The sequence below is a fragment of the Streptomyces sp. N35 genome (assembly GCF_016464295.1).
Lineage (GTDB): Bacteria > Actinomycetota > Actinomycetes > Streptomycetales > Streptomycetaceae > Streptomyces.
In genome coordinates, this window is sequence record NZ_JAEIMH010000128.1 from 8,081 (window position 1) to 12,591 (window position 4,511).

General features: G+C 70.2%; 8 protein-coding genes. All 8 read left to right on the forward strand.

What is annotated here, in order from left to right; genetic code table 11:
• The first annotated feature begins 168 nt into the window (after window positions 1–168).
• On the forward strand, window positions 169–459 hold the full coding sequence (locus JAO81_RS39190) for a hypothetical protein (RefSeq protein ID WP_199552781.1): 291 nt from the start codon (window positions 169–171) through the stop codon (window positions 457–459).
• 12 nt (window positions 460–471) lie between these two features.
• Window positions 472–1,209 carry an ATP-binding protein gene (locus tag JAO81_RS39195; protein WP_199552782.1) on the forward strand — a complete coding sequence of 246 codons (738 nt, stop codon included), beginning with the start codon at window positions 472–474 and terminating at the stop codon, window positions 1,207–1,209.
• Entirely contained in the window at window positions 1,206–1,877 is a 672-nt protein-coding gene (locus tag JAO81_RS39200; protein WP_199552783.1) for a hypothetical protein, read from the forward strand. The genes JAO81_RS39195 and JAO81_RS39200 overlap by 4 nt, the downstream gene beginning before the upstream one ends.
• A 160-nt stretch (window positions 1,878–2,037) precedes the next feature.
• Window positions 2,038–2,484, forward strand: a complete 447-nt coding sequence (locus JAO81_RS39205; RefSeq protein WP_199552784.1) for a single-stranded DNA-binding protein — start codon at window positions 2,038–2,040, stop codon at window positions 2,482–2,484.
• A 9-nt stretch (window positions 2,485–2,493) separates the two neighbouring features.
• Window positions 2,494–2,766, forward strand: a complete 273-nt coding sequence (locus tag JAO81_RS39210) for a WhiB family transcriptional regulator (RefSeq protein WP_199552785.1) — start codon at window positions 2,494–2,496, stop codon at window positions 2,764–2,766.
• A gap of 321 nt (window positions 2,767–3,087) precedes the next feature.
• Entirely contained in the window at window positions 3,088–3,768 is a 681-nt protein-coding gene (locus JAO81_RS39215) for a hypothetical protein (protein ID WP_199552786.1), read from the forward strand.
• Window positions 3,769–3,841: 73 nt separating this feature from the next.
• Window positions 3,842–4,225, forward strand: a complete 384-nt coding sequence (locus JAO81_RS39220) for a CGNR zinc finger domain-containing protein (protein WP_199552787.1) — start codon at window positions 3,842–3,844, stop codon at window positions 4,223–4,225.
• Between the two features lie 78 nt (window positions 4,226–4,303).
• Window positions 4,304–4,511 (forward strand): hypothetical protein (locus JAO81_RS39225; RefSeq protein ID WP_199552788.1); only part of this gene is annotated, 208 nt, incomplete at its 3' end.

Sequence of the window (4,511 nt, forward strand, 5' to 3'; positions counted from 1 at the left end):
CCGCCTCAGTGTCGGGAAATCGCCGATCTCAGTGTCGGGAAATCCCCGACCCCTACCCCTCTATACCCCTCTCTAACTACCCCCTCCGTACGTACGGAGGACGGCTCGGCCCAGGTCGAATCATCCGGCTACGGGATTCCGGACGCGGCACGCCCGCTCGTCGACGCCATGACCGCCGCAGGCGTCACCGTCCGCTGGCCGTTCACCGGCGACCAGTGGTTCCCGATCCTCGGCCTCATCGAGAAGGCCGGCGTCCCCGCCCTGGTCGCCCACGCCCAGCGCGACTTCCAGCACAAGGGCGGAGACATCGGCTCCGCCCGGTACTTCGTCAGCGGCTGGCGGCAGCTCCCGCCGCACGCTGCCCCCGGCACCCAGCGCCCGCGCCTGCGGGCCGTCAGCGGCTGGCAGCCCTACCAGCAGCCGCCCGCCTCCGCATTCGCCAACGACCTCGGATTCTGAGGAGGACCCGCGATGCCCCAACCCCAGACCCTCGCCCAGCAGCAGCCGTCGATGCTGGCCCGCCTCATGGCCGGCATCGCCGAGCGCCACCCGCACATCACCGCCGGCCCCATCGACGACGCCCCGAGCCCCGACGAGCCAGGCCACCCCGAATTCCACCGCCGCCGCCGCGCCGAATTCGCCCTGACCCGCTGGCGGGCCGCCGCACCGCAGCGCTACCAGGACGCCACCGCCACCCACCCCGCGATACACACCTGGGCCGACGCCGCAGCCCGCGACATCACCGCGGCAGGGTTCCTTGTCCTGACCGGGCCGGTGGGCAGCGGCAAAACCCACCAGGCCTACGGTGCGCTGCGCCGCGTCGCCGAAGCCGGACCCAAGCGCTTCGAGATGATCGCCGCCACTGCCCCCGACCTCTACGGCCGACTCCGACCCGGCGGCAGCATGCAGGGCACCGAGGCAGACCTGGCCCGTCTGTGCCGCATCCCGCTGCTGCTCCTGGACGACCTGGGCACCGAAAAGCTCTCCGAATGGACGGAGGAAATCACCTACCGCCTCATCAACGCCCGCTACAACGAATGCCTGCCGCTCATCGTGACCACCAACTACCCCGTGCGTGCGGCCGGCCAAGGCCAGCCCGACCTCGTCACCCGCCTCGGCGACCGGCTCGCCTCACGCCTCGCCCAAACCGCCACCGTCATCCACATCGACGGCCCCGACCTTCGCCGCACAAACCGGAGCAGCGCATGAATACCCCCGACGACCCCGCCGCCACGCAGCCCAAAGAGGCAGTCCCCACCGAGTACGGCGGGATCACGTTCCGCTCCCGCCTCGAGGCCGACTGGGCCAAGACGCTGGACACCCACAGCATCAAGTGGTGCTACGAGCCCGAGGCGGTCACGCTGCCCTCCGGAGCCGTGTACATCCCTGACTTCTGGCTCCCCGACCTCGGCACCTGGATCGAGGCCAAGGGCCCCGGCATCCCTCGCACGGAGAAGGCCGCGGAGCTCGCCCGGACGATCGCATGCACGTGTGAGGGCGCCTGCGGCTGCCCGTGGCCAGGCGGCCGCCTCCTTATCCTCGGCCGCCAGCCCTTGCACCGCGGTGCCGCACGCAACGCGCCACGGTGGGGATACGCCGACTGGGACACCCCGTTCGGGCTGACGTGCTACTTCACGATCTGTCCCCACTGCAGGCGAAGCCAGTGGATCACCCTGCGCCGCCCCTGGACCTGCCGGGTGTGCCGCGAGCCCATCGAAAAGAACCAGGCAGTCTTCCGGCCCATCGATCACAAGATGCGCTTCGGCGAACCGACACGCGGCGACGCGGTGTACCTCGACCTGACCGACGCCGAGGTGCAGTACTACACCGCCCCGCCCTGGGATCTGGACCCAGACGCGTGGGAGGCCGAACAGTGAACGCCCCGCCGGCGGTGGCCGCGATCATCCGCGCCACGATCGCCGAGGCCGGGATCGGCTGCACCGCCGACCGCCTCGCCCAACGCATCCTCACCGACGTCGTCACTGTCGCCGGATACGCCATCACCCCCGACCCCACCCGCCAAGCCCTGGAGGAACCGTGCTCCCCGAAGTCCGCGCAACAGGTCACCTCACCCGCGACCCCGAACTCCGCTTCACCCCGGCCGGCGTCGCCCAAGTCCGGCTCTCGGTCGCGTGCAACCGCAACCGCCGCACCGACAACGGTGCTTGGGAGACCGTCGCGACCACCTACCTCGACGCCGTCGCCTGGCGCGAACGCGCCGAAGCCATCGCCGAACACCTCACCGCCGGCGCCTCGGTGACCGTCACCGGCGAACTCACCATGCGTGACACCGAGCAGGACGGGACCCGGCGCCGGTACTACGAACTCGACATCCGCGACATCGCCACCCCCGTACGCGCCCCCGCCAAACACGCCACAACTGCCACAGGCACCCCCACAGCCCCGAATTGGGACGTCGCCGCATCCGGTGCCGCGAACGGCCCGCAGGCGGGCGCACAGTCCCTCGACGAACCCCCCTTCTGAGGACCCGCCATGAGCCATCTCGCGATCGAACTGCCGGCGTTCCTTGCTACACCGGACGCCGAACCCGCCTGCGCCCGCGTTGACCCCGAACTGTTCTTCCCCGCTGTCGGCCAGCCCGCGCGCCGCGCCAAGCTCATCTGCGCCGGCTGCCCCCTCGCTGAGCCCTGCCGCAGCTGGGCCCGCAGCAACCGTGAACGCGGGGTCTGGGGCGGGGAGAGCGAACCCGAGCGCCGCCAAACCCTACGCCGGGCCGGCTACGCCAAGAGGAAGGCCGCGGCGTGAATGCCGGGGCGGCGCCACGGCCAAGAGTCCGCCGCCCCGGCAGGACGCGAGCAGCGGATCCCAGGCCACACTCGCGCCGTCTTGGATGCCCGCCGGTACCGGGATGCGCACCGCACCGGCGGGCTGACACCCCGACCAGCCGAAAGGCCAGGGCATCGATGCAACGGCCGGGAGCCAACCTGCCATTGCACGCACAAAGCCCGGGGCGACGGCCCGTCGACACGAAGACACCGACGCCCCGGGCGAACGCGAGGAGAGACAGACCCACCACAAGTGGCTCGCGCACCTGAAGTATCCGCACCACCGCAGGAGGACCCAGCAATGACCGCCAGCGACGCCGAGCTTTCGGCCCTTTCGGCCCAACCCGCCTGCATTCGCTGCGCCCATGCCCTGCACGGCGCCGACGTGATCCGCTACCTGTGCCGCGTCTGCGAAAGCCGCACCCAGGCCCACCTCGCCGACCTGCCCGACCTGTACGTCCAGCTCCACGAAATGCTCGAACCCGGCGCACCCCGAGCGGGTTCGGCCTCGCGCGGCACTCGTCACGGCGCTGCCAGTCCCGCCCCATGCAACCTCGAGGTCCTCAACCTCGTGGCGCCCGGCGGCAGGTACAGCGTGCTCTGGTCCTGGACGGCCGACTGGCGCGACCTGCTCGACCCCGATACGCAGCAGCCCCGCAACACCGGCCGCAACCGGTGCAACACGCCCATCAGCCGTGCAGTGACGTTTCTGCGCGACAAGCTGTCCTGGGCCGTCGAGAAGCACCCCGCAGTCGACGACTTCGCCGCCGAGGTGCAACGGCTGTGGCAGGAAGCCACCGCCATCACGAACCCGAGAATCCGCCTCGGCTACTGCCCCGCCACCCACGACGACGGCACCGCATGCGGCGCCGTACTGCGCGCCACCCCCGGTGCAACCGCCGTCAGCTGCGACTGGTGCAACACCACCTGGAGCGAGCGCCACTTGATCAGGCTCGCCCAAGTCCTCCAACCCGCCGCCTGAACGAAAAGGGGGCCCCGCTGCTGCCAAGCGCACAGGGCCCCGCACACGAAATCTGAGGAGCAACAGATCCCGCATGCCCAGCACGAACCCTAAGAGCACCCCTGCACCCCGGCCCGGAACGCCACTGACGGTTCTGGTCGACGCCGAGTTCGCCCGCGACCTCACCGTCTTGATGCGCACCGGGATGGGCGCCGCCCAGGCCGTCGGCGAGGCGGTCAACATCGTGGCCGGCGCCTACGCGAACGCCTGGCAAACGGGCCGCATACCCGCCGGGGTGGCGCCGAAGATTGTCGGCTTCGACATCGCACCGCCTTCTACCGCTCGTAACGAATCACCGTGTGCTGCGCAGGGATGCAAGCGTTCCGTAACGCAACCGGTCCGGGGGCGCCCGCGCCGCTATTGCTCGCCCGCCTGTCGCGTACGCGCCCATCGCAGCCGAAAGGTGACTGAACGCTAGCCACTTGGCGACTGCGCCCCGGCCTCCGTGACGAAATGATCTTTCTAATTCGTTACAGGGAGAGCCGGGGAGGACCTCTTGAACCGCATAACCACAACCATCGTTGCCGCCGCTACCGCCGGCGCACTCGCAATCGGCGTCGCGCCCGCAGCCTTCGCCAGCCCTGCACCCAATCAGACGCCCACGGCCGCAAGTTCTCCCAACACCGAAGTCATTCCCCTGTCCGGCGCAGCACTTGAAGAAGCCGGGATCAGCTACGAGGAGGCCGTCCGCGAACTGGAAGGTA

Coding starts and splice junctions, on each gene's coding strand:
- JAO81_RS39190 (WP_199552781.1), top strand. CDS start 169: ATGACCGCCGCAGGCGTCACCGTCCGCTGGCCGTTCACCGGCGACCAG.
- JAO81_RS39195 (WP_199552782.1), top strand. CDS start 472: ATGCCCCAACCCCAGACCCTCGCCCAGCAGCAGCCGTCGATGCTGGCC.
- JAO81_RS39200 (WP_199552783.1), top strand. CDS start 1,206: ATGAATACCCCCGACGACCCCGCCGCCACGCAGCCCAAAGAGGCAGTC.
- JAO81_RS39210 (WP_199552785.1), top strand. CDS start 2,494: ATGAGCCATCTCGCGATCGAACTGCCGGCGTTCCTTGCTACACCGGAC.
- JAO81_RS39215 (WP_199552786.1), top strand. CDS start 3,088: ATGACCGCCAGCGACGCCGAGCTTTCGGCCCTTTCGGCCCAACCCGCC.
- JAO81_RS39220 (WP_199552787.1), top strand. CDS start 3,842: ATGCCCAGCACGAACCCTAAGAGCACCCCTGCACCCCGGCCCGGAACG.